18 protein-coding genes are annotated in these 22,418 nt (G+C 72.7%); 9 read left to right on the top strand and 9 right to left on the bottom strand.

All coding sequences use genetic code 11. The annotated features are described in order from the left end of the window. Positions 1-2: 2 nt before the first annotated feature. Both ACZ7DE_RS11195 and ACZ7DE_RS11190 read right to left on the bottom strand, forming a co-directional pair. Entirely contained in the window at positions 3-1,394 is a 1,392-nt protein-coding gene (locus ACZ7DE_RS11195; protein WP_470759692.1) for an alpha/beta fold hydrolase, read from the bottom strand. Positions 1,395-1,602: 208 nt separating this feature from the next. Continuing rightward, complete coding sequence (locus tag ACZ7DE_RS11190) at positions 1,603-3,834, bottom strand: alpha-L-fucosidase (RefSeq protein ID WP_470759690.1); 2,232 nt, start codon at positions 3,832-3,834, stop codon at positions 1,603-1,605. 461 nt (positions 3,835-4,295) lie between these two features. On the opposite strand from ACZ7DE_RS11190, the gene ACZ7DE_RS11185 reads away from it, so the two are divergent. From ACZ7DE_RS11185 to ACZ7DE_RS11155, 7 genes are all read left to right on the top strand, one after another. Beyond that, positions 4,296-5,369: a sugar ABC transporter substrate-binding protein gene (locus tag ACZ7DE_RS11185; protein WP_470759688.1), complete on the top strand. Its 1,074-nt coding sequence runs from the start codon at positions 4,296-4,298 to the stop codon at positions 5,367-5,369. Between the two features lie 46 nt (positions 5,370-5,415). Beyond that, positions 5,416-6,978, top strand: coding sequence for a sugar ABC transporter ATP-binding protein (locus ACZ7DE_RS11180; RefSeq protein ID WP_470759687.1), 1,563 nt, complete (start codon positions 5,416-5,418; stop codon positions 6,976-6,978). Beyond that, a complete protein-coding gene (locus ACZ7DE_RS11175; RefSeq protein ID WP_470759685.1) occupies positions 6,971-8,014 on the top strand; it encodes an ABC transporter permease in 1,044 nt (347 codons plus the stop codon). The genes ACZ7DE_RS11180 and ACZ7DE_RS11175 overlap by 8 nt, the downstream gene beginning before the upstream one ends. A 109-nt stretch (positions 8,015-8,123) precedes the next feature. Continuing rightward, complete coding sequence (locus ACZ7DE_RS11170) at positions 8,124-9,458, top strand: L-fuconate dehydratase (RefSeq protein WP_470759682.1); 1,335 nt, start codon at positions 8,124-8,126, stop codon at positions 9,456-9,458. A gap of 225 nt (positions 9,459-9,683) precedes the next feature. Further along, positions 9,684-10,727 (top strand): zinc-dependent alcohol dehydrogenase, encoded by a 1,044-nt coding sequence (locus tag ACZ7DE_RS11165; protein WP_470759680.1) that lies wholly within the window; start codon positions 9,684-9,686, stop codon positions 10,725-10,727. Beyond that, complete coding sequence (locus ACZ7DE_RS11160) at positions 10,724-11,485, top strand: SDR family NAD(P)-dependent oxidoreductase (protein ID WP_470759678.1); 762 nt, start codon at positions 10,724-10,726, stop codon at positions 11,483-11,485. Before ACZ7DE_RS11165 ends, ACZ7DE_RS11160 begins: the two co-directional genes overlap by 4 nt. Before the next feature lie 442 nt (positions 11,486-11,927). Further along, complete coding sequence (locus tag ACZ7DE_RS11155) at positions 11,928-12,650, top strand: FadR/GntR family transcriptional regulator (RefSeq protein ID WP_470759676.1); 723 nt, start codon at positions 11,928-11,930, stop codon at positions 12,648-12,650. A gap of 201 nt (positions 12,651-12,851) precedes the next feature. Here ACZ7DE_RS11155 and ACZ7DE_RS11150 read toward each other — a convergent pair whose 3' ends face one another. From ACZ7DE_RS11150 to ACZ7DE_RS11125, 6 genes are all read right to left on the bottom strand, one after another. Further along, entirely contained in the window at positions 12,852-13,721 is an 870-nt protein-coding gene (locus ACZ7DE_RS11150; protein WP_470759674.1) for an SCO6745 family protein, read from the bottom strand. A 67-nt stretch (positions 13,722-13,788) separates the two neighbouring features. Beyond that, complete coding sequence (locus ACZ7DE_RS11145) at positions 13,789-14,691, bottom strand: universal stress protein (RefSeq protein WP_470759672.1); 903 nt, start codon at positions 14,689-14,691, stop codon at positions 13,789-13,791. A 121-nt stretch (positions 14,692-14,812) separates the two neighbouring features. After that, positions 14,813-17,182, bottom strand: coding sequence for a glycoside hydrolase family 65 protein (locus ACZ7DE_RS11140; protein WP_470759670.1), 2,370 nt, complete (start codon positions 17,180-17,182; stop codon positions 14,813-14,815). Continuing rightward, the gene (locus ACZ7DE_RS11135; protein ID WP_470759668.1) at positions 17,182-17,319 is read right to left on the bottom strand and encodes a hypothetical protein; all 138 of its coding nucleotides are present in this window, start codon (positions 17,317-17,319) and stop codon (positions 17,182-17,184) included. Before ACZ7DE_RS11135 ends, ACZ7DE_RS11140 begins: the two co-directional genes overlap by 1 nt. 32 nt (positions 17,320-17,351) lie before the next feature. After that, complete coding sequence (locus ACZ7DE_RS11130; protein ID WP_470759666.1) at positions 17,352-18,227, bottom strand: universal stress protein; 876 nt, start codon at positions 18,225-18,227, stop codon at positions 17,352-17,354. A gap of 205 nt (positions 18,228-18,432) precedes the next feature. Further along, positions 18,433-18,966, bottom strand: coding sequence for a GNAT family N-acetyltransferase (locus ACZ7DE_RS11125; protein WP_470759664.1), 534 nt, complete (start codon positions 18,964-18,966; stop codon positions 18,433-18,435). Between the two features lie 101 nt (positions 18,967-19,067). Here ACZ7DE_RS11125 and ACZ7DE_RS11120 point away from each other — a divergent pair, with 101 nt between their 5' ends. After that, the gene (locus ACZ7DE_RS11120) at positions 19,068-20,420 is read left to right on the top strand and encodes an ankyrin repeat domain-containing protein (protein WP_470759662.1); all 1,353 of its coding nucleotides are present in this window, start codon (positions 19,068-19,070) and stop codon (positions 20,418-20,420) included. Between the two features lie 225 nt (positions 20,421-20,645). On the opposite strand, the gene ACZ7DE_RS11115 is transcribed toward ACZ7DE_RS11120, so the two are convergent. Beyond that, entirely contained in the window at positions 20,646-21,503 is an 858-nt protein-coding gene (locus ACZ7DE_RS11115; RefSeq protein ID WP_470759660.1) for a hypothetical protein, read from the bottom strand. 309 nt (positions 21,504-21,812) lie between these two features. Between ACZ7DE_RS11115 and ACZ7DE_RS11110 the strand changes: the two genes are divergently transcribed. Next, positions 21,813-22,325: a hypothetical protein gene (locus ACZ7DE_RS11110; protein ID WP_470759658.1), complete on the top strand. Its 513-nt coding sequence runs from the start codon at positions 21,813-21,815 to the stop codon at positions 22,323-22,325. Positions 22,326-22,418 lie beyond the last annotated feature (93 nt).

Raw genomic sequence — 22,418 nt, 5'->3', positions numbered from 1 at the left:
GGTCAGTGCCGGGTGGGAGTGCGTCCGACCGTCAGCGGCGCCGGGCGGTAGGAGACGTAGGCCGCCCCTCCCAGGTCGAGTGCGGTGGCGGACCGCTGAAGGGCGGCGGGGGTCGCGGCGTCGTCCCAGCGGCCGGTGCTGACGCGGTGTTCGAGCGCGTGGAGGGCGGACACCGTCTCGGCCGTGGTGAACGTGCAGTGGCCCTGCCGCTCGACGTACGCCTGCCGCAGCAGCGCGCCGTCGCCGGCGGCGCGCACGCGGTCGGCGAAGCGGCTCTCCTGCTCCACCGGGACCAGGTTGTCGGCGGTGGTGTGGACGTCGAGCAGGGGCACCTCGAGTCCCTGGCCCGCGGAGGACGTCTGCCGCGCGGTGCGCACGGCGGCGGGATCGGCGGTGATCGAGGCGCCCTGCGTCAGCGTCCGCAGGTCGGCGCGCAGGTCGAGACCGGCCGCCTGGTAGAGGGCGCGGACCTGGGGAGCGTGTACCGAGCCGGCCAGCAGACGGGCGTAGTCCACGCCCTGGTTCCAGGAGTTGTTGCCGCCCACGGACTGCTCCACGGCGTACCGGCCGCCTTCGACGAACGACAGGATGCCCTGCGCGAACCACGCGTACTGCTGCTCCTCCTGGCCCGCCCAGTCGGTCGGTGCGGGCCGGTCCTGTCCGGAGGCCCAGGCTGGCAGGTTGAGGAAGGCCGCGGCCAACGCGATCCGGGCCCGGCCCTGCGGGGTGCTCTGGGCGGCGGTGACCGCCTTGGCGAGCAGGTCGGCGGTGGCCGAGGCCTCGGCGGAGGTTTCGAACCGTACGAGTTCGACGTCCTGTCCGGGCAGCAGCAGGCGGGCGATGGTGTGCTCGGCGTCCAGTTGGTAGTTGTCCAGGTCCGTGGCGCCCGCGACCAGGCCACACAGGCCGAGCGCGCCGTCGATGCGTCCGCCGCCGTCCCGGGCCATCTGCGCGTTGACGAGCCCGCCCATCGAACTGCCCATGGCCAGCGTGCGCCGCGGTGCGCCGATTTTCGCGGTGACGGCGTCGAGCGTGGCGAACTGGTCGCGTTCGGCGCTCTCCAGGGCCCACATCGAGCCATGGGGGTCGTACGACGATCCGGCCAGCGCATAGCCGCGAGCGAGCAACTCGGTGCGTACGGCCTCGGTGGGTGCGTTCCTGGCGACCGTGGGGCCGAAGCCGTGACTGAACACCACCAGGGTGCCGTTCCAGCGGTCGGGGACGTCGGCGATCCAGGTGGCGCCGTCGGCGAGGGTGCCGGTCAGATGGGTCGCGTCCGCCGAGTCCGCCTGGGAGGCCGGGACGGGCACGGTGACGAGTGCTGCGGACGCCAGCGTGGCCAGGGCGATGCGCAGGCGGGTGCGGAAGGCGCGGGGACGGGTACCGGCGGGCATGGTGGCGGCTCCTTGTGGGGGGGGTGGGGCCGGACGAGATGCTCAGTGCACTGAATGACCGAGCGAAAACGTAGGGCTTATTTGTTGCAGCAGTCAAGACAGTGCACAACATCGTCCCCCTCCGGGACTCCGTCGCAGCCCGGCCCCGGCGGCCGCGGCGGCGGGCGAGAAGGCCCGCTCCCGCGGCCGCCGTCCCGTTCGGTACCGGTCACAGGGCGGTGAAGGTCCACAGCAGGTTGGTGCTGGCGCCGTACGTCCACTGCTTGGTGACGGAGCCCGAGGCGACGTTGCCGCCTCCGTCGAGGACGAGGCCGGTGGTGCGGTTGGCGATCGAGTAGCGGCCCTCACCGCGGTGGGTGATGGTCCACTGCTGGTTGCTTCCGCCGTTCCAGGCCGCCTGCCTGGCCGGGGAGCCGTCGAGCGTGCCGCCCCAGCCGTCGGCGACCATGCCGTTGGTGCGGTTGACGAGCTTGTGGTAGCCGCCTCCGACGGCCACCGCCTGCCACTGCAGGTTGGGGCTGCCGTCCCAGGTCCACTGCTTGAGGTCGGACCCGGAGGGCACGTCGCCTCCGCCGTCCAGGGCGAGACCGTCGGTGACGTTGGTGATCCGGAAGTACGTCGCCGGGTTGAACTGGACCTTGAGCGAGGCGATCTGGTCGTTGTTGCCGGTGGCCCTCAAGTCGGGGTTGTCGGCGGTGAAGGTCCACGATGTGCCGGTGAAGTCGTCGCCGGAGTAGCCGATCACCTGGTACCCGGGGGCGGGCCGGAGGGAGGAGATGGTGCGCACTCCCAGCCCGGACGCAGCCAGGGCGTCCGCGCCGTGGTCGCCGAGGGCGAGTGCGGCGGCGGCGCCGGAGTAGTTCACGTCTTTGAAGACGAGGGCCCCGGCGAGCGGCCGCAGGGCCGGGATCGTGCCGGAGAAGGCGAGCTTCAGGACGTAGGCGTTGGCGCTGTAGGGCGCCGATGACGGCAGGGCGACCGTGAGGCCGGACGCGCTCTGCGTCGGCGTGGGCAGGTCGATGTAGGCCCCGGCGGTGTTCCCGAGGAGCTTCACCGAGGCGAGCGAGGAGAGGTCGATCCGGTTCGAGCCGAGCGTCCTGATCGTCAGGGAGCCGCCCGGCCACCCGAGGACGGTGGCGTACAGCACGGTGTTCGCCTTGTTGCGGGTGAAGCGGATGTCCTGCGCGGTACCGGCGTGCGGGGTGGTGAACGAGCCGCCTCCCATCTTCGTCGGCCCCTCGCCGTACGCGCTCCAGGCGCGGGTCGCGTACACCGACTCCCCGAAGCGCTTGAGGTGGTCCCCGATGCCGAGCAGGATGTTCTTCTGGTCCTGGGGGATGGTGCCGTCGGCCATGGGCGCGATGTTCAGCAGCATGTTGCCGTTCTTGCTGACCCGGTCCAGGAACGAGTGCAGCATCTGCGTGAGCGTGTAGTAGCCGATGCCCTGTGTGTAGCACCAGCTGGAGCTGGAGACGCTGTCGTCGGTCAGCCAGTAGGGGGCGGTGAGTTCGGCCGGGCCGCCGCGCTCGTAGTCGAAGACCTCGCCCTTGCCGTTCATGCCGTCCTTGTAGGTGGCGACGACCTCGCGGCCCCAGCTGTCGGCCTGGTTGTAGTAGTACGACAGGAAGTTCAGACGCTGCCTCTCGTCGACGGCGTCCAGCTTGAAGTCCTGCCAGAGGATGTCGGGTTGGGCCCGGTCGACGACCTCCTTGAGCTTGTCGTACCAGAGTTGGTTCTCGGCAGCCGCACCCAGCTGCCCGTAGAGCTTCCTGAGGCTGGGGTCCGTCTGGGCCGGGACGTTCTCGTAGAAGCCGTTGAAGTGGTAGGCGTGATGCATGGCCACCAGCAGCTTCAGGCCCTTGGCTCGGATGGCCGTGGAGAAGAGCTTCAGCAGGTTCAGTCCCGGTCCCTTGCCCACCGAGTTCCACTCGTTGACCTGGCTGTCCCACATGGAGAAGCCGTCGTGGTGCTCGGCCACGGGACCGGCGAACCTCGCGCCGGCGTCGACGAACAACTGCGCCCACTCGTCGGGGTCGAAGCTGCCGCCGGCCGACTTCAGCTTCGGTGCGAACTTGACGAAGTTGCCCGCCAGGTCCTGCGCCCCGTTGATGAAGTTGTGGTACGGCCACGCCGACGGCCGGCCGTAGGCGGCGAGGTGGTGCCGGTTGGCGTTGCTGCCCGCCTGGTACATGCTGCGCGGGTACCACTCGTTGTCGAAGGCGGGAACGCTGAAGGCGCCCCAGTGGAAGTAGATGCCGAACTTCGCGTCCTGGAACCATTCCGGGGCCGGCGGGTGCTGGTCGACCGAGTTCCAGTCGGGTGTGTACGTGCCGGGGGCCGCCTGCGCGACGCCGGCGCCGAAGACGCCTCCGACGACGGCCGACGCGGCCACCGCCGTGGCACCGGCCAGGAACCGGCGTCTGTTGATCGAACTCGCCATTGACACATCCCTGATGCGGAAGAGGAGACAGGGGAGGACGGGGTCGGCGCGACCAGCAGCGTCCGTGGGCGCCGATCGTTACGCATGAAGGTCGACCATGTGTCCTCGGGATGTCAACGGGCGTGCAGGGATGAAAAGACTCAGCCGACCAGGCATTTTGCCGTTTTCATGATGCTTTCCGATGGTTGCGTCCTCCTGATACATGGCATGTTTCCCCATTGACGTCTCGGCGAGGCACTCCCACCATCAGCGCGATTGATGGGATGGATCAAGACGTCCACCCCCATGAACCCCCGCGCCAACACCGCAGATCAGCCTAGATCTCTAGGGAATTTCCCATCGACACCTAGACAGCTCGCCGTCGCGACGCCTATAAACATCCCATCTCTTCGCGGCGGCGACGCACAGTTGTCGCTCATGCGAAATATCTCCCGCTTCGGGACCAGCGCGAGGACCTGCCGATGAGACTCAGAAACGCTCGAAACGCTCTCTGTTCCGCCGCCGCCGTCATGTCCGCACTGGCGCTGATCAGCGCATGCGGCAGCGGCTCCAGCACCGCGGGTTCGTCGAACGGCGCACCACTGGTCGGCGTCGACTACCCGCGCTCCGACACCGACTTCTGGAACTCGTACATCAAGTACACGCCGGAGTACGCCAAGGAGCTCGGCGTCTCGCTCAAGACCACCAACTCGCAGAACGACGTCGCCAAGCTGACCGCCAACGCGCAGACGTTCATCAGCCAGGGTGTGAAGGGGCTGGCGATGGCCCCGCAGGACACCGCCGCCATCGCGCCGACCCTGGCGCAGATGGAGGCGAAGAAGATCCCGGTCGTCACCGTCGACACCCGCCCGGACACCGGCAAGGTCTACATGGTCGTCCGCGCCGACAACCGGGCGTACGGCGAGAAGGCATGCCAGTACCTGGGCACCAGACTCGGCGGCAAGGGCGAGGTCGTGATGCTGGAGGGCGGACTCGACTCCATCAACGGCCGTGACCGCACCGAGGCGTTCAACGAGTGCATGAAGAAGAACTACCCGGACATCAAGGTGTTCGGTGAGGCCACCAACTGGGACGGCGCCGTCGCCGCGCAGAAGCTCCAGACGGACCTGACCGCCCACCCGGACATCAAGGGCATCTACATGCAGTCCAGTTTCGCCCTGGCCGGCACCCTGCAGGTACTCAAGCAGAAGGGCCTGCTGGTCGACCCGGCGGACAAGAAGCACGTGTTCGTCGTCTCCAACGACGGCATTCCCGAGGAGCTCAAGTCCATCGGCGCGGGCAAGATCGACGCCACGGTCTCCCAGCCGGCCGACCTCTACGCCAAGTACGCCCTGTACTACCTGAAGGCCGCGATCGACGGGAAGACGTTCAAGCCCGGCAGGACCGATCACGGCAGCACCGTCATCCAGGTCCGTGACGGACTGCTGGAGGACCAGCTCTCCGCGCCGCTGGTCACCGCCGACGGCGGCACCTACGGCGGAGTCGCCAGCCTGAAGAGCACCGACACCTCGCTGTGGGGCAACAACCTCGGCTGACGGCCCACCAGTTCACACAACGACTCACGGACACAAGGCGGTTGAGATGAGCGACGGGGAGCGAGCAGTCACCCCCGCGTCCGCCCCGGCGCGCGGCGGACGGGCCCCGGCGGGCCCGCCCGTCGTCGAGGCGACGGGCGTGGTCAAACGATTCGGTCCGACGGTGGCCCTGGACGGCGCCCGGATCACCATCAGGCCCGGCGAGACCCACGCGCTCGTCGGCCGCAACGGGGCCGGCAAGTCGACCCTGGTGTCGGTCCTCACCGGGCTGCAGGCACCGGACGAGGGAGCGGTCGCCTTCGGCGGCCGCCCGGCCCCCCGGCTCGCGGACCGCGACGCCTGGCGCCGACGGGTGGCCTGCGTCTACCAGAAGTCGACGATCATCCCCACCCTGACCGTCGCCGAGAACCTCTTCCTGAACCGGCACGACCACCACCGCGGCCGGCTCATCAGCTGGCGGAGTCTGCGGCGCCGGGCGCAGGAACTGCTGTCGACCTGGTCGGTGGAGGTGGATCCGCAGTCCCCGGCCGGTGATCTCGACGTGGAGCAGCGGCAGTTCGTCGAGATCGCCCGCGCGCTGTCCTTCGGCGCCCGGTTCATCATCCTCGACGAACCGACCGCCCAGCTCGACGGCGCCGCCATCAACCGGCTCTTCGACCGCATCCGCGACCTGCAACGCCAGGGCGTGACCTTCCTGTTCATCAGCCACCACCTCCAGGAGATCTACGAGATCTGCGACATGGTGACGGTGTTCCGGGACGCCCGCCACATCCTGACCGCGCCGGTCGCCGAGATCCCCCGCGCCGAACTCGTTGCCGCCATGACCGGCGAGGCGGCGGCGGACCGTGGTGCGGAACGCGCCGGTTCCCTGGACCCGGACGCGACGGCGGCGCTCGACGTGGACGGTCTGAGCGGCGACGCCTTCGACGACGTGACGTTCCGGGTCGGCGCGGGCGAGATCGTCGGGCTCGCGGGAGCCACGGGCAGCGGTCGTACCGAGGTCGCCGAGACCGTCGTCGGGCTGCGCGCCCCGGCCGGCGGCCGGGTGGAGATAGCCGGGACCCGGCCCCGGGCGGGCAGCGTGCCCGCGGCGCTCGCCGCGGGCGCCGGGTTCGTCCCGCAGGACCGGCACCGCCAGGGCTTCGTCCCCGACATGTCGATCGCCGACAACGCCACCCTGTCCGTGCCGCGCAGGCTCGGCAAGAACGGGTTCATCAGCGGCCGCGCCCGGGACCGGCTCGCCGAGGGCATGATCGAGAAGCTGGCGATCAAGACGCCCGGCCCCGGCCTGCCGGTCTCGGCTCTGTCCGGGGGCAACCAGCAGAAGGTCGTCATGGCACGCGCCCTCGCCGACTCCCCGCGGCTGCTGGTCCTGATCAACCCGACCGCGGGCGTGGACGTGCGCTCCAAGGAGTTCCTCCTCGGCAAGGTCGAGGAGACCGCGGACGCCGGAACCGGAGTGCTCATCGCCTCCGACGAACTCGACGACCTGCGCATGTGCGACCGGGTCCTGGTGGTGTTCCAGGGCCGGGTGACCTCGGAGATCGCCCGCGGCTGGCACGACCACGACCTCGTCGCCGCGATGGAAGGAGTGGACCTCCATGCCTGAAACCGTCCTCGCGGACCCCACCGCCCCGAAGGCCGCCCAGCCGGGGGCCGGGCGGACCGTGCTGCTCGGCGGCCGCATACCGCTGGCCCGGCTCCGCGACCTCGCGCTCGTCCCCGCGATCGTCGTCATCGCGATCGTCGGCCAGATCGTCAACCCGGTCTTCCTGCAGGCCGACAACCTCGTCAACGTCCTGCAGACCATGTCCGAGATGGCCCTGCTGGTCCTCGCCCAGACGATGATCCTGATCGTCAGGAAGATGGACCTCTCGCTCGAGTCCACCATGGGTCTCGCCCCCGGCGTCGCGGCCTGGCTGGTGGTGCCGACCGGTGCGGGACACGGACTCGGGCTCCTGCCCGGCGCGTGGTCGATCCCCGTCACGCTCGCCGTGGGCGCACTCGTCGGCGTGGTCAACTCCCTGCTGATCATCCGCTTCGGCCTCAACGGCTTCATCGTCACCCTCGGCATGCTGATCGTCCTGCGCGGCGTCCTGACCGGCATCTCCGGCGGGCAGACCTTCTTCCAGCTCCCGGAGTCGATGCTCTATCCGGGCACCGCCGAATGGTTCTCGGTGCCCGCGTCCATCTGGATCTGCCTGGTGCTGTTCACCGTCGCCATCGTGGTCCTCGGCTGGACCAGCTTCGGCCGCTCGCTGTACGCCATCGGCGGCAACGTCGACGCGGCGAAGGCGGCCGGCATCCGCACCGACCGGGTGCTGTGGATCGTCATCGTCACCGGCAGCGTGCTCGCCGCCCTGGCCGGGCTGCTGCTGTCCGGGCGGCTCGCCTCGGTGGCCTCCGCGCAGGGCAACGGCTACATCTTCACCGTCATGGCCGCCGCCGTCATCGGCGGGATCAGCCTCAACGGCGGCAAGGGCACCATGTTCGGCGCCTTCAGCGGCATCCTGCTGCTCTACATGATCCAGAACGTCCTCACCCTCGCAGGCGTCCCCGCCCAGTGGATCGGCGCCCTCAACGGCCTGATCATCCTGGTCGCGCTGATGATCTCGCGTATCACGGGCGGAAAGGTCCAGGAGTGACTTCGGGCGGCCGTGGCCGGTCCGCTCGGACCGCACGGGCGCCGGACTCCCCCGTCGTTCCCCATCTCGTCGCAGGGGCCGTTGGTCCCCTGCTCCCACAGGAGTAGCCATGCCCTCCGTCGCGTCTCCGCCGCCGGCATCCGCCCGTATCACCGCTCTGGACGTCCTCGACGTACGTTTCCCCACGTCCGAGCACCTGGACGGGTCGGACGCCATGAACCCCGAGCCCGACTACTCGGCGGCCTACGTCGTCCTGCGCACCGACGCCGGCGACGGCCTGGAGGGCCACGCCCTGGCCTTCACCACCGGCCGCGGCAACGACGTCCAGGCCGCCGCGATCGCGGCCCTCGCGCCCCACGTCGTGGGCCTCTCGGTCGACGACGTGTGCGCGGACCTCGGAGGGTTCTCCCGCTCGCTGGTCCACGATCCCCAACTGCGCTGGCTGGGGCCGGAGAAGGGCGCCATCCACATGGCGACCGGCGCCGTCGTCAACGCGGCCTGGGACCTCGCGGCCAAGCGCGCCGGCAAGCCCGTGTGGCGCTTCCTCGGCGAGATGCCGCCCCAGGAGCTGGTCGCCCAGATCGACTTCCGGTGGCTCAGCGACGCCCTCACCCCCGAGGAGGCGCTGGAGATCCTCGAGCGGGCCGAACCCGGCCGCGAGGAACGCATCGCCCGCCTCCTGGAGCGCGGCTACCCCGCCTACACCACCACCCCCGGCTGGCTCGGCTACTCCGACGAGAAACTGGCCCGACTCGCCCGCGAGGCCGTCGCCGAGGGCTTCACCCAGATCAAGCTGAAGGTCGGCGCGTCCCTGGAGGACGACGTACGGCGCATGCGCACCGCCCGCGAGACGGTCGGCGACTCCATCCGCATCGCCGTGGACGCCAACCAGAGATGGGACGTCCAGCCCGCCATCGACTGGATGCGTGAACTGGCCCCCTACGACCCGTACTGGATCGAGGAGCCCACCTCGCCCGACGACATCCTCGGTCACGCCGCCGTCCGCAGGGCCGTGAGCCCCGTCAAGGTCGCCACCGGAGAGCACATCGCCAACCGGGTCGTCTTCAAGCAGCTCCTCCAGGCCGGCGCGGTGGACATCGTGCAGATCGACTCCGCGCGGGTCGGCGGGGTCAACGAGAACCTCGCGATCCTGCTGCTCGCCGCGAAGTTCGGCGCGCCGGTCTGCCCGCACGCGGGCGGGGTCGGCCTGTGCGAGATGGTCCAGCACCTGTCGATGTTCGACTACGTCGCCGTCTCCGGCACGGTCGAGGACCGCGTCATCGAGTACGTCGACCACCTGCACGAACACTTCGTCGACCCGGTGCGCATCGCCGACGGCCACTACCTCGCGCCCGCCCTCCCCGGACTCGGCGCACAGATGCACCCCGAGTCCCTCAAGGAGTACACGTACCCCGACGGCCCCGTGTGGTCCGCACGGGTCTGACGCCCCCGCCCGGTGGACGCCGGCCGCCCGAGGGCGACCCGGCTCCGCCGCCCCTCGCCGGCCGGCCCCCGCGCCCGCCCGGTCGAAGCGCCCGGCCGCGTCGGCTTCCACCGCGCCGCCCGCTCCCCCGGCCTCACGTTCGGGGATCGTCACCGCCCGCATCCGCATCCACGTCAACCTGCCGCTGACCATCGGCGTCCGCGCAGAAGGGACCCTGAGAACACGATGACACTCGCCGTCCGCTATACGGCTGCCCGCACCCTGGACACCGCCCCGGCCGAGGTCGGCTCCCCCGGTCCCGGCGAGGTGGAGCTGGCCCCCGCCTACGTCGGGATCTGCGGCACCGACCTGCACATCTTCCACGGCGACATGGACGCCCGGGTCGGCACCCCCGCCGTCCTCGGACACGAGATGTCCGGCCGTGTCGTACGCGTCGGAGCGGACGTCGAGGGCTGGGCGCCCGGGGACGCGGTCACCGTGATGCCGCTGCGCTGGGACGACACCTGCCCCGCCTGCCGCGCCGGCCACCGGCACGTCTGCCACAACCTCGACTTCATCGGCATCGACTCCCCCGGCGCCATGCAGCAGCGCTGGACCGTCCCCGCCACCACCCTCATCCGCCTCCCGGAATCCGTCCCCCTGGACCGGGCCGCACTCGTCGAACCCACCGCCGTGGCCGTCCACGACGTCGCCCGGGCCGACGTCCAAGACGGCGAACGGGTCCTCGTCGTCGGCGGCGGCCCCGTCGGCATCCTCATCGCCCTGGTCGCCCGCTCCAGGGGCGCCGACGTCCGCGTCGCCGAACTCAGCACCCACCGGCGCGCACTCGCCGAGGAGTTGGGCCTGACCGCCTGGGACCCGGCCCTGGACGACATACCCGAACTGATACGTGACTGGACCAGCGACGCGGGCGCGGACGTGGCCTTCGAGGTGTCCGGTGCGGCGGCCGGGGTGGACACCGCGGTCGAGGCCCTGGGTGTGCGCGGACGGCTGTGTCTGGTCGCCATCCACCCCCGCCCCCGCGAGGTGAACCTGCACCGCTTCTTCTGGCGCGAACTCACCCTCGTCGGCGCCCGCCTGTACACCCGCGCCGACTTCGAACAGGCGGTGGCCCTGGTCGCCGACGGCACGATCCCCGCCGACCGCCTCATCACCAAGGTCGTACCGCTCACCGACGCACCCGCCGCCTTCGAAGCCCTGGAAGCGGGCGCAGACGTGATGAAGATCCTGCTGGACTGCGGCAACGACACCACGGGAGCCCTCGCATGAGCCTCTTCGACCTCACCGGGAGGCTCGCCGTCGTCACCGGCGCCCGGCGCGGCATCGGCCGGGCCATGGCCCGCGCCCTCGCCGAGGCCGGAGCCGACGTCATCGGCGTCAGCGCCACACTCGAGCAGTCGGGCAGCGCGGTGGAGAAGGACGTGCTCGCCGCCGGCCGCGCGTTCGAGGCGATCCGGGCCGACTTCGCCGACCCCGCCGCCGTCCACGCCCTGGGCGCCGACCTCGCCGGACGCCGGCGGCCCATCGACATCCTGGTCAACAACGCCGGCACCATCCGCCGCGCACCGGCCACCGAACACACCGACACCGACTGGGAGTCGGTACTCCAGGTCAACCTCACCGCACAGTTCGCCCTCACCCGGGCCGTCGGCACGGCCATGGTCGCCCGCGGCCAGGGCAAAATCATCTTCACCGCGTCGCTGCTCAGCTTCCAGGGCGGCATCACCGTCCCCGGCTACACCGCCGCCAAGCACGGCATCGCCGGCCTGACCAAAGCCCTCGCCAACGAATGGGCCCCGCACGGCGTCAACGTCAACGCCCTCGCCCCCGGCTACATCGCCACCGACAACACCCAAGCCCTACAGGACGACCCCGCCCGCAACAAAGCCATCCTCGACCGCATCCCCGCCGCACGCTGGGGCACCGCCGACGACCTCACCGGCGCCACCGTCTTCCTCGCCTCCGACGCCGCCGCCTACATCCACGGCACCGTCCTGCCCGTCGACGGCGGATGGCTCGGCCGATGACCGACGGCCTCGACCCGGTGCGGTCCGGCGTCCGCGCGGCGCCGGCGCCGACCGTGCCCGTCGGGGCGTCGGCCGCTCCCCCGGCCGACGCCCCGACGACGGAAGGCGGTCTCGGCGGGCCGAGGCCGCCTTCCGCACCCCGGACGCCGTGCTGCTGCGCGCGGCGACGGGGACGCTCCGCCCGCCCCGGTCGACCGGGCCCCGGCGAACGCCGGGTCCGCGCGGCCCCCGGGACCAGGCTGCCCGGCGCCGCGATCGTCCTGCCCCGCACCCGCCCCAGTATCATCGGTGTCACTCTCGGCATGCGGACTCAGGAACAGGTCGGGCGGAACACGGAACTCCACGGGCGGCCCCTGCCCGACGGGCTCCGGGACGTCCTCCGGGCCTGGGGTCCGACCAGATCGGACGTGCCCGGGGCAAGCGGTCGGGAGAGGAGTTCGCAGTGTCTTTGACGGACAGGGCCATCGAGCAGATCCGTGAGCTGATCCGTACCGGCGCCCTGCCGCCGGGATCCAAGCTCCCGCCGGAACCGGACCTGGCCGCCCAGCTGGGCCTCTCCCGCAACCTGGCGCGCGAGGCGGTCAAGGCGCTGGCCGTCGCCCGGGTCCTGGAGGTCCGCCGGGGCGACGGCACCTACGTCACCAGCCTGCAGCCCAGCCTGCTCCTGGAGGGGCTGGGCGGGGCGGTGGAGCTGCTGCAGGGCGACTCGGCCGCACTCCAGGACCTCATGGAGGTCCGCCGGCTCCTCGAACCGGCCGCCACCGGCCTTGCAGCCACCCGCATCTCCGACGACCAACTGGCCGAGGTCAAAAGCCACTTGGACGCCATGCGGGAAGCCCGCGACGACGTCGAACTGCTCAACGCGCACGACGCGGCCTTCCACCGCGCGGTCGTCGCCGCGACGGGCAACGAAACCCTGCTCACCCTGCTGGAGGGCGTCTCCGGCCGCACCCTGCGGGCACGGATCTGGCGTGGCCTGGTCGACGACCAGGCGGCGGGCCGCACGCTCGCCGAGCACGAGGCGATCTACGCGGCCCTCACCACGCGCGACAGCACCCTCAGCCAGGCCGCGGCGCTGCTGCACATCAGCAACACCGCGCAGGCGCTGAAGGAACACCTGCGCTCCAGCCGGCCCCTCGCCCTCGGAGCGACCGCGCACACGTGACGCGCGGCTGCGCACGGCCGCCCCGGCGCGCAGCCGTGCCACAAGCCCGGAGCGGGGGCGGGCGGCCGGGTGAGCAGGCCGCCGGCAGGCTCCGGGCGCCACCGCTGTGGTCCGTCCGCCTGTCCGTCCCGTCCGCCTGTCGTCCGCCCGCCCGCCGGAGCGGCGGAGCGGCGGAACCGACGAGCGGTCAGGCCGGCCGCGTCACGCCTTGCCGACCAGATCCGCCGGGAACGCGCCCGCGGCCACCGCGACCTGGGTGAACGTCGCCGCGAGGGCCGTCAGGCGTGCCACGCCCTCCGCGCCGAGGTGTTCGTAGGGCGCCCGGTCCAGCCGGTCGGTCTCCTGCTCCATCTCCTCGCGGAGCGCGACGCCCCGCTCGGTGAGTTCGCCGGCGCCGTCCAGCAGTCCGCGGTCCCGCAGCCGGGCCGTCGCCGCGTTCCAGTCGTCCTCGGTCCAGCCGCGGGTGGCCGCCACCCACTTCGGGCTCATACCCCTGCCCGTGGCGGTGTGGGTCACCATCGCCTCCAGCCCGTCGAGGCCCGCGGACATCAGCACGGCCAGGTGGCCGTCGCCCCGGTGCTCGCGCAGCAGGGTCGCCGCGTGCCAGAAGGCGAGGTGCGCCTCGTCGGGAACCGGAAGGTCGGCGTGCGCCGAGTACAGGGGCCGGGCGCCGCGCTCGCAGGCCTCGGCGGCACGCAACGCCAGCCGCGCCGCCTCCGCCATCTCCGCGGACGCCACGGCTTCCTCGCCCAGCAGCCGCCGCAGGGTCGCGTCGGCGGCGCGCACGCGGGCCGCGAGCACGTCCGCCGGGCCGGCGATCGACCACACCGCCGGCACGTGCCGGGCCACGAGCTCGTGCTTGTAGTTGTAGAAGGTCGCCGTCACCGTGCCGGCGCCGACCGCCCCCAGTGCGGCCGCCCGCGCGGCGAAGTTGACGGCCCGCGGACGGGTGATCCCGAGCGCGCCCAGCTCACGCCCTAGATCAGGCGAGAAGTAGTGCGTCGCGTGCAGGGAGTTGAGCGGTTGGTTACAGCGTCGACCGGCACGCGGCTCGAGGGCGGCAGTAGTCATGCACAGCAGGGTACCGACTGGTCGTTATGTAGCTGCCCCCGGGGCCGGACGAACCCGTGGACCGGGGTCACACATGGGGGACGACGGCCACCGGGCAGCCGACGTGGTGGATCGCGGCGTGGGTGACCGGGCCGGTGCGCGGGCCGATCGGGCGCTCGGCGAGGCGGTGGCCGACGACGAGGAGGCTCGCTCCGGTCGCCGCCCGGACGAGCGCGGTGGCGGGCCTGTCGTCCACCACCGTCTCCAGGACCTCCACGTCCGGGTACTTGTCGCACCACACCTGGAGCACGGCCCGGAGGAAGCCCAGCCACTCCTCGCCCTGCCAGGAGTCCTGCAACAGGCCGACGTCACCGGAGCCGAGGCCTCTCGGGCCGGACGTGTGCCAGGCGTGCACGGCGCGCAGCCGCGCGTGCCGGAGCCGGGCCGCCTCGAAGGCGAACTCGATGACCTCGTCGCAGGCTTCGTCGAGGTCGACGGCGAGCACGACGTCCCGGTATCCGGTGTCCGTCGAAGCGGTCTCGTCGGCCGTCGGCAGGCGTTCGTCGGCCGGTTCCTCGCCCGCCCGGACGAGGACGACGGGACGCGTCACCCGCGCGACCACACCGAGGGCGACGGACCCCACGAGGAACCCGGTGAAGCCGCTCAGCCCGCGAGATCCCAGGACCGTCACGTCCGCCTGGTCCGCCGCCTTCACCAGCGCGTCCACGGCCGGGCCGTCGACCTGCTCGTCGGTGAGGCGGACGGCGGGGCACTCGGCGCGCACCCGTTCCTCCGCCCGGCGCAGTGAACGCCGGGCCAGATGCCGCTGTGCGGCGCCGGCGATCTCGCGCTCCTCCTGGCGGGGATGCCAGTCCCAGGCGTGCACCAGGTGCAGCGGCCGGTCCCGTCGTTCGGCCTCGCGCGCCGCCCATGCGGCGGCGGCCAGGCTCTCGGGGGATCCGTCGACTCCCGCGATCACGGGTCGAAGCATTTCGGCACCTCCATCGCTCTGTCTGTCGTCCGCCACCAGCGTCACGCCCCGGCCCGTTCGCGGGGAGAGGCTGCCCGGTCCTCTCCGGGGGCCGTCCGGCCCCTGCGCGTGGCGCCCTCCGTCAGCCGGACAGAAGGAGGTGACACGTCTCGCCCGGCCGCACGCAGACCGCCCGGTCCGGCAGCCGGATGTCGATCGGCTCGCGGTCGGACGGCGGCACCGTCACCTGCAGCGCTCCGCGCTCCAGACGCAGCCGGACGCCCCAGTGCCCCTGGTACCGGAGGGAGAACCCGTAGGCCGACAGCTCCGGCAACGGCGCCGGATCGAGCCACAGCGCCCCCGCCCGCGTCTCCAGCCCCGTCAGCCCGCGCTGGACGAGGTCGAGCGTGCCGGCCATGGCCCCCAGATGGATGCCCTCACCGGTGGTGCCGCCCTGCAGGTCGGCGATGTCGCCGCGCAGGGCCTCCTGGAAGTAGGTCCACGCCTCGGTGCGCCGCGCGCGGGCCAGGACCCAGGCGTGGACCAGGCCGCTGAGGGTGGAGCCGTGACTGGTGCGGTGAAGGTAGTGGTCGACGGTGCTCCGCCACACGTCGTCGTCGATGCGATGGCCCAGCCTGCCGAAGAGGTCCCGGAGTTCGGCCGGTGAGAAGAGGTAGCCGAGCATCAGGACGTCGGCCTGTTTGGAGGCCCTGTAGCGGTTGACGGTGTCGCCCTCCGCCTCCAGGATCCGGTCCAGGCGCCGGATGTCGCCGTACCGCTCGCGGTAGGCCTCCCAATCGAGTTCGGCGAGGTCGCCGTAGCCCTCGAACTGGCTGACGACGCCGTCGTGGAACGGCACGTGGAGGGTGCGCGAGACGTCTTCCCACTGTTCGAGCTCGCCGTCGTCCAGACCGGTGCGCTCGGCGAGTTCGCGCCGCCGGGGCTCCGGCAGACTCCGCAGCACGTCGAGGGCGCGTGCGAGCACCCAGGCGGCGGTGACGTTGGTGTAGGCGTTGTCGTCGAGTCCGGGGCGCCGTGCGTCGGGATAGGCGTCGTGGTATTCGTCGGGGCCCATCACGCCCAGGATGCGGTGCCGGCCCAGATCCTCGTCCCAGGTGGCCGAGTCCGCCCAGAACCGCGCGATCTGCAACAGCATCTCGGCGCCCTTGGTGTGCAGGAACTCCGCGTCCCCGCTGGCCTCGCAGTACTGCCACACGTTGTACGCCACCGCCGAGCCGACATGCCGCTGGAGCCGTGAGTGGTCCGGCAGCCAGCGTCCCGACCGGGGGTTGAGGTGGAGTTCCTGCGTCTCCTCGCGCCCGTCGCTGCCGCTCTGCCAGGGGTACAGCGCACCGCGCCTGCCGATCGCGCGGGCGGCGGCGCAGGCCCGGTCGAGACGGCGGTGACGGTAGCGGAGCAGGGCGCGGGAGACCTCGGGGAACCGCAGGTCGAGGTACGGCAGCACGAACAGCTCGTCCCAGAAGACATGGCCGCGGTACGCCTCGCCGTGCAGGCCCCTGGCCGGCACGCCGACGTCCAGGTCCGCGGTGTGCGGGGAGAGGGTCTGCAGGACGTGGAAGAGATGCAGCCGCAGAATGTCCCCGGCCTCCCCGGCGACGTCCAGCTCCGCCCGTCGCCACAGCTGGTCCCAGGCCGTCAGGTGCGCTTCGAGCAGTTCGTCGAAGCCGGGCGCGGCTGCGACCCGGTCGATCGCGGCGTCCAGCGGGTCGCTGATCGCGGGATCGCGGGAGGTGTGCAGGGCGACGGTCTTGTCGACGGTGACGGTCGCGCCGGGACGCAGACCCAGACGCGCCTTCTGGCGTACGCGTGAGGCATCGTGCCGGTCGGTGACCGGAGCGTCGGCGTCCAGCCGGGCCGCCATGCCGATCCGGACGTCGGAGGTGCGGGTCCGGCAGCGCAGCCAGACCGTGTCCGGCCCGGCGGACCCGGTGTGCAGCCGGGTCAGGTGACGGCCGTCGAGATCCCTGTAGCGCGCGACGCCGGCGTTGGCGACGCCGCCGTCCAGCGCCGCCTCCACGTCGAGATCCCCGGTGAAGCCCTCGGCGGTGAACTCGGTGTGCAGGGCCGCCAGATGGGGGTCGGCCATGTGCACGAACCGCTGCTGCCGCACCGCCAGCGCCCGCCCCGGGCCGAGCGCGTACCGGGTCCGGCGCTCCAGCAGGCCCGAGGCCAGGTGCAGCACCAGACCGTGGTCGAGCACTTCGGCCGTGTCGGGGGTGATCCAGTGCCGTCCGGCGGGACGGAACCGCAGCGGCAGCCAGTTCGGGACGTTGACCATGTCCTCGTTCTCCACCCGGCGGCCCGCGACGTCGGTGGTGAGCCGGTCGTAACAGCCGGCGACGTAGGTGCCGGGGTAGTGCACGTCGTCCGCAGTGCACTCCGGCAGCGCCCCCCGGGTGGCGAAGTAGCCGTTGCCGAGCGTGCACAACGACTCCCTTGTGCGTTCGTCCGCGGGGTCGTACCCGTCGTACTCCCACGTCCAGCCCGTCATCACGCTGCCCCCGCGTCGGGCCTCACGGTCGGGTCGGACACGACGGCTACGGCGGCGCCGCGGCAGCGGTCCGGTTCGGGCGTCTCGGCGTCCCGCAGCGCGGGCACGAGCACGTCTCGGGACCGGGCGGACGTCATCGCTCCCCCTTCCGGGCCGGCTGTCACCGAGTTCACACCGTCTGCGGTACGACCGCCACCGGGCAGTCCGCGTGGTGGAGCAGGGTGTGACTCACCCGCCCGAGCTGAAGCCCGAGGTGACCGTGCCTGCGCCGGGCCCCGACGACCACCAGGTCGGCCGCGGCCGAGCGGCGCACGAGGACGCCGTGAGCCGGTCCCTCGACCGTGGCCCGCCGCACCCGGACGCCCGGGTGTTCGGCCACGGCGTCCCGCAGCAGCGTGTCGAGCAGGGCAGAGGCCCGCTCCTCGTGCCGGCGCGCCGGCTCGTCCGCGAGCGCGGGATCCTCGGCGCTCTCGTGCGCGGGGCAGCGCCAGGCGCGTACGACGTCCAGGTCGCAGCCGCGTGTCTCGGCCTCGCGGAACGCGAAGCGCACGGCGTCGGCGCCGGTCCCGGGCTCGCCCGCGCCCAGCAGGATCCGCTCGTGGGAGCCGGACAGGCCCGCCTTGTCGCCCCGGACCACCACCACCGGGCAGTGCGCGCGGGCCGCCACCGCCAGGCCCACCGAGCCGAGGAGCATGCTCGTCAGCTCACCGCGCCCGCGCACCCCCGTCACCAGGGCGAACGCATTGTTGCCCGCGTGCAGGAGAGCCTCGGACGCCTCCTCGGGGACGATGTCGGCGCTGACCTTGACTTCGGGGTTGCGCCGCTCGGCGCGCTCGGTCGCGGAGCCCACGAGATGCTCCGCGAGGACACGCTCGGACGGCCGGCCGACGCCGGTGGAGGGCACGCTTCTCTCGTACCGCTCCCAGCGCGAGGCGTGCACCAGCCGCAGCGGGAGACCGTGCCGGGCGGCCTCGTCCACCGCCCAGTCGACCGCCGTCAGGCTCGCGTCGGATCCGTCGACGCCCACGACCAGGGGGAGTGTCATCGTCCCCACCGCCTTCCGTACCGCACAGGGGTCCGTTTTCACGGTCGCACCGGCCGACGGGCCGCAGGAGGGGCGGATCGGCCCCTCGACGGGGACGTTCGGCCCATGGATCGCGCCGATGCCGTACCCGAGGGGTCTGCCGGGCGTCCGGGGCACTGCCGTCGTCGCCCGGCGTCACGGCCTCGGCCCGCCCGGGCGGGCCGGCTCAGACGGTGCGCTGCATGCACACCAGTCGATCGCGCTCGTCCCACGACTCGGTGACGCCGAAGCCCAAACGTTCGTACAGGGCGATGGCGCCGGTCCGCCAGCTCCACACCGACAGGCGCACCGTGGCCACGCCGTTCGCCTCGGCGTGCGCGAGCGCGGCTCCGAGCAGGCCGGACGCGATGCCCCGGCCCCGGAACGCCGGCTCCGTCCAGAGTCTCTTGATCTCCGACCGCCCGTCGGCGGGGGCGGTCAGCACGAGGCAGCCCACGGCGCTCTCCCCGCTCAGGGCCAGCAGCACGACGTCGTCGGCGAACGCGGTCCAGGGGTCCGAGACCTCCGCGCGGTAGCGCTCCGGCAGCCCGTCCACGTCGTCGACCGCCTCGCCCTTCTCGCTCTCCGTCCGCAGGTGGTAGGCCGCCAGCAGCGCGGCCAGCCCGTCGTCGCCGGCCGAGGTCCGGCCTGTCCGGCCTGTCCGGCCTGTCCTGCGGACTATGGCGACCTCGCCCCGATCCGCCTCATGTCGATCCGTCATGGCGCCAGCATCACACGGCATCGGCCCCGGGATAGGCTGCCGAGGATCCCGTTCCCGGGTCCGTTCCGGCGGCCCGCTGTCACGGGAGAAGGGCTGGGGGCATGGGCGAGGGCGGACTCGGGGGTCGGCTCCGGGCAGCGGTCCGGGCGGGGGACGCCGAGGCGGTGCGGGACCTGGTGGACGGGGGCGCGGATCCCGACACGGTGGACGGCGACGGGCTTCCGGTGCTGTGCGCGGCCGTGGCGGCGTACGACGCGCGGGTGGCCGAGGCGCTGGTGAACGGCGGTGCGGATCCCGACCGGGTGCTGCCGGACGGGACGACGCCGCTGTGGCGGGCCGTCGACGGCGGCTCGCCGGCGGTCGTGTCGGCCGTGCTGGGAGAAGAGCCCGCGGAACGGCTTTCAAAGGCCGCCGGTGAACGGCTTCTCGCTCTGGCCCGGAGCTGGTACGAGACGGGTGCGGTCGAGGAGCTGGGCCGCAGGACGGGTGCTCGGGGGCCCGCCGCGACCCTCCGGGTCGAGGACGACGAGTACTACTGGGTCGAACAGGTCTCGCTCGGCGGGCTCGTCGTTCGGGCCGGGCACGCCGCCGTCCTGGCCACGCTGGAGTGGGCCCTGCGCGTCCTGCCGCCCGTCGATGAGCTGATCGCCCGCGCCGTCGGCGGGCCCGACGAGGACCATGTGAACTGGTCCACGGTCTGCTGGATCCTCACCTGGCGCCGCAGCCCCGAGACCTGGTCCGCGTTGGTGGCGCACCGCCACGACCCCGACCTGGCGCCTCGCCGGTTCGTGGTGGAGTACCTGAGGAGGCGCACGGTCGTCGGCCTCGACGCCCACCAGAAGAAGCAGGACAGCGAACTCCTGGCCGCCTGGGCGGCCGAGGAGACGGACGGGGGCCTGCTCGCCGGCGTCCTCGACGTCCTCAGCGAGTACGACCATCGCGACCAGGAGGCCATCGGTCTGCGCCACGCCGGCCATCCCGATCCGCGTGTCCGCCGCGAAGTGCCCTACGTCCTCTCCCCGGACGGTGGCGCCCGCACCCCCGCGGCCAGGGCCGCCCTGCTCGCCCTCATGCGGGACCCGGACGCCTTCGTCCGCGTCAGAGCGTGCACGGCGAGCATCGAGGACGACGCTCTCCTCCCCGAGGTCGTCCGGGCGCTCCTCCTCCTGGCCGAGGACCCGGACCCCGAGGCGCGGGGTGCGGCAGCGGTGGCCCTGGCCGGCTCACCGGACCGCACGCCCGCCGTCGCCGACGCCCTGGTGGCGCTGCTCGGCGAGGACAACCGACTGGTGCGCCTGGAGGCCGCCTACGGCCTCGCGCTGCGCGACGACCCCCGTACCGCCGAGGCGGCCGAGCGGGTGGGCCCCCTCGGTGAGGGCTTCGAGCACGACCACCGGGCCCATGCGCTGCGGGCGTGGAGCCACCCACACGGCGACCGGCACGCGGCCGGGTGACGTCCGGTCGCTGGGCGCCCTGTTCCGCGGCTCAGACCGCGCCGACGACCGTCCTCAGGCGGGCGGCGAAGGCCTCGGGAGCCTCGGTGAACCCGGTGTGGCCGCCGGGGAACGCCGTCGGTTCGGGCCGGAGCGAGGGGCGCGCCCCCCGGGGTCGCGAGTGACCCGTCGCGGCTCGGCCCGCCGGCCCGCCGGCCGGGGAGCCCGGCGGCGGGCTCGGCCGCTTCAGGCAGTGATCGGGAGGTCCTCCCGCGCCCGCTCCAGGTCGGTCGCCCAGATCCACAGCCGGTGCGGGGGCGGTACCTGGTGGTAGCCGTACAGGCCGACCTCGGTCAGCGTGCGCAGGTCCACGCACACCCGCTGATAGGCCTGGCCGATCGCGTCGGCCGGATCCGTCAGTTGCCCGGCCCCGAGTTTGATGCAGGCCCGGTACTCGTATCCCAGCAGCAGGTCCCGCCCGAACCGCTCCCAGGCGCCGAGCTGCTGTGTCCAGGCCGCGTCCGCCTCGTCCAGCAGCAGGTTCATGTCCTTCGCCGGCGGAATCGAGGGGTAGATGAGGAAGGTCGCCGCCCACCCGAGCGCCACCATGTCCAGGTTGAACGTGCGTCGCCGGGGGTCGTCGCGCGGCGGCAGCGGATCGGAGGCGCTGCCGGTGAACCAGGGCGCGGTGTAGGCCAGGAGGCGGCCTTTCGCCTCGACGAGCTCGCCGGTGGCGATCACCGCCATCTTGCGCTGCGAGCCGTCCGGGCGGCCCAGACGGGCGTCCACCATGGCCGTGTGGGCCTCGGCCGCCGCCTGGCCGGCCGCCTGATGGCGCTCGGCCGCGTCGGGCGTGATCCGCGAGACGAGGTGGTCGCGCAGGTCCTGCGGCAGCGCGTCGTAGGTGCCGTCCAGCAGGCGCGTCCTGGTGCGCTCCAGGGTGGCCTGGGCAGTGTCCGGGGCGCCGCCGTAGTGGGTTTCGGGGGTGTCGATGGAGACCATGCGGACCGCCATGGCGATGTTGGGGGTGTCTCCGTCGGTGACTTTCAGGAACCGGTAGTCGTTGGCGGGCCGGCTGGGGCCCACGAAGCCGAGATCGACCACAACTGCTCTCCCGAAGGTAGGCCCGAGGGCGCGGTGGTGGGACACCGGCAGGAACGTTACGGCTGATCAGGAGAAGGAGTGCGGCGCGACTGCCGGTGTTGTAGCGATTCCTGGTCCCGGCGTCCGCCAAACCCGCCCGGACGGGCCTGAGCCGACCGCGTCGACCGATCGCGTGACCGTCGTGCGCGCGGCGCGCGGGCGCCTCGGCGATCCCGGCCGGTCACGAAGTCCGCCCGGGATGTCACCCGTGCCGGTGATCGCCCGCGGGGACGCACCGCCGGGCCCGCGCTCGGGCGTCACCCTGGGGGCATGCGCCGTCCCCTCGTCCTCGCCGCCGCCCTGGCCGCCGTCGTCCTCGCCGGAGGCTGTGTGGCCGTCCCCTCCGCCGCCCCGCCGCGTCCGGCCCCGGCCGCCGCCCGCACGCCCTCCCTCCTGCCGGCCCCCGGCCAGGCCTCCGCCCTCACTGCCCTCGTCGCCACGTCCCCCACCGGGACGCCGCAGCGGCACGCCCGGCACCGGCACGGCGCGCAGCGGCGCTCCACCGGCGCCGCCGGGCTCCGGCCCCCGCGCCCCCAGGCTCCGGCTCGACCGCGCACCGGCACGCAGGCACGTCCCGCGCCGCACCGGCCCGCCGCGGCCCCGCGTTCCCGGCAGCCGTCCACGGTTGCGGCGCCGCCCCGCCACCGCGCCGGCACGCCGCACGCCGTCGAGCCCCGGCCGCGGCCGCGGCCCACGTACGACCTGGGCACCGTGTGCGGATGGTCCCACCAGTCGCCCGTGCCGCCCGCCGTGCGAGGCCTGTGCGACGCCTACGTCCGCTGAGCCGGCTCGCCCGCGCCACATCCGCCGAACCGGCCCACGCGCCGGCCCCGTCTCCCGGCGGAGGGCCCTCGGACAGACCCCTCCCCCGGGCTC

The sequence above is a fragment of the Streptomyces sp. NPDC037083 genome (assembly GCF_055606485.1).
This window is presented reverse-complemented; position numbering and strand designations above follow the sequence as displayed.

What these genes read in the sequence shown, in the direction of transcription:
- ACZ7DE_RS11195 (WP_470759692.1), bottom strand. Translation starts at nt 1,394, where the DNA reads ATGCCCGCCGGTACCCGTCCCCGCGCCTTCCGCACCCGCCTGCGCATC.
- ACZ7DE_RS11190 (WP_470759690.1), bottom strand. Translation starts at nt 3,834, where the DNA reads ATGGCGAGTTCGATCAACAGACGCCGGTTCCTGGCCGGTGCCACGGCG.
- ACZ7DE_RS11185 (WP_470759688.1), top strand. Translation starts at nt 4,296, where the DNA reads ATGAGACTCAGAAACGCTCGAAACGCTCTCTGTTCCGCCGCCGCCGTC.
- ACZ7DE_RS11180 (WP_470759687.1), top strand. Translation starts at nt 5,416, where the DNA reads ATGAGCGACGGGGAGCGAGCAGTCACCCCCGCGTCCGCCCCGGCGCGC.
- ACZ7DE_RS11175 (WP_470759685.1), top strand. Translation starts at nt 6,971, where the DNA reads ATGCCTGAAACCGTCCTCGCGGACCCCACCGCCCCGAAGGCCGCCCAG.
- ACZ7DE_RS11170 (WP_470759682.1), top strand. Translation starts at nt 8,124, where the DNA reads ATGCCCTCCGTCGCGTCTCCGCCGCCGGCATCCGCCCGTATCACCGCT.
- ACZ7DE_RS11165 (WP_470759680.1), top strand. Translation starts at nt 9,684, where the DNA reads ATGACACTCGCCGTCCGCTATACGGCTGCCCGCACCCTGGACACCGCC.
- ACZ7DE_RS11160 (WP_470759678.1), top strand. Translation starts at nt 10,724, where the DNA reads ATGAGCCTCTTCGACCTCACCGGGAGGCTCGCCGTCGTCACCGGCGCC.
- ACZ7DE_RS11150 (WP_470759674.1), bottom strand. Translation starts at nt 13,721, where the DNA reads ATGACTACTGCCGCCCTCGAGCCGCGTGCCGGTCGACGCTGTAACCAA.
- ACZ7DE_RS11145 (WP_470759672.1), bottom strand. Translation starts at nt 14,691, where the DNA reads ATGCTTCGACCCGTGATCGCGGGAGTCGACGGATCCCCCGAGAGCCTG.
- ACZ7DE_RS11140 (WP_470759670.1), bottom strand. Translation starts at nt 17,182, where the DNA reads ATGACGGGCTGGACGTGGGAGTACGACGGGTACGACCCCGCGGACGAA.
- ACZ7DE_RS11135 (WP_470759668.1), bottom strand. Translation starts at nt 17,319, where the DNA reads ATGACGTCCGCCCGGTCCCGAGACGTGCTCGTGCCCGCGCTGCGGGAC.
- ACZ7DE_RS11130 (WP_470759666.1), bottom strand. Translation starts at nt 18,227, where the DNA reads ATGACACTCCCCCTGGTCGTGGGCGTCGACGGATCCGACGCGAGCCTG.
- ACZ7DE_RS11125 (WP_470759664.1), bottom strand. Translation starts at nt 18,966, where the DNA reads ATGACGGATCGACATGAGGCGGATCGGGGCGAGGTCGCCATAGTCCGC.
- ACZ7DE_RS11120 (WP_470759662.1), top strand. Translation starts at nt 19,068, where the DNA reads ATGGGCGAGGGCGGACTCGGGGGTCGGCTCCGGGCAGCGGTCCGGGCG.
- ACZ7DE_RS11110 (WP_470759658.1), top strand. Translation starts at nt 21,813, where the DNA reads ATGCGCCGTCCCCTCGTCCTCGCCGCCGCCCTGGCCGCCGTCGTCCTC.